Genomic DNA, 554 nt, shown 5'->3' on the forward strand with positions numbered 1-554 from the left:
GTCCCCTTCGAGTACCTGGTCGAGCTCATCAACCCGACCCGGACCCTGTCGCACCACCCGCTCTTCCAGGTCATGCTCGCCCTCCAGAACGCGCCCGAGACCGAACTCGAGTTTCCGGGGCTGCGAGCCGGGGTCGAGTTGGGCAGGACGGGTACGGCGAAGTTCGACCTCTTCTTCAGCCTCGCCGAGCAGCGCGGGGAGCGCGGTGAGCCGCAGGGCATCACCGGTGCCGTCGAGTACTCCGGCGATATCTACGACGCGCCCACCGTCCAGGCCCTGTTCGACCGTTGGTTACGGCTACTGGACGCGGCCGTGTCCGATCCCGACCGCCCGCTGGCCGGCATCGACATCCTCACCCCGGACGAACACCGGCGTGCCGTAGTGGACTTCAACGACACGGCGCATGCCGTGCCGGCTGCTTCGCTGGGCGAGCTGTTCACACGACAGGTGACTGAGACGCCCGATGCCCCGGCGGTCACCGACGGCGCCGGCACGCTCACGTACGCACAGCTCGACGCGCGTGCCAACCAAGTCGCGCACGATGTGATCGGCAG

Annotated in this window: 1 protein-coding gene; it reads left to right on the forward strand. The window is 68.2% G+C overall.

Annotated elements, in window-relative coordinates; translation table 11 throughout:
• Nucleotides 1–554: condensation domain-containing protein (locus IG90_RS40420; protein WP_033895114.1), on the forward strand; the 554-nt coding region annotated here is incomplete at both ends.

This window comes from Streptomyces anulatus, from assembly GCF_000721175.1.
In the GTDB taxonomy this organism is placed as follows: Bacteria; Actinomycetota; Actinomycetes; order Streptomycetales; family Streptomycetaceae; genus Streptomyces; species Streptomyces anulatus_C.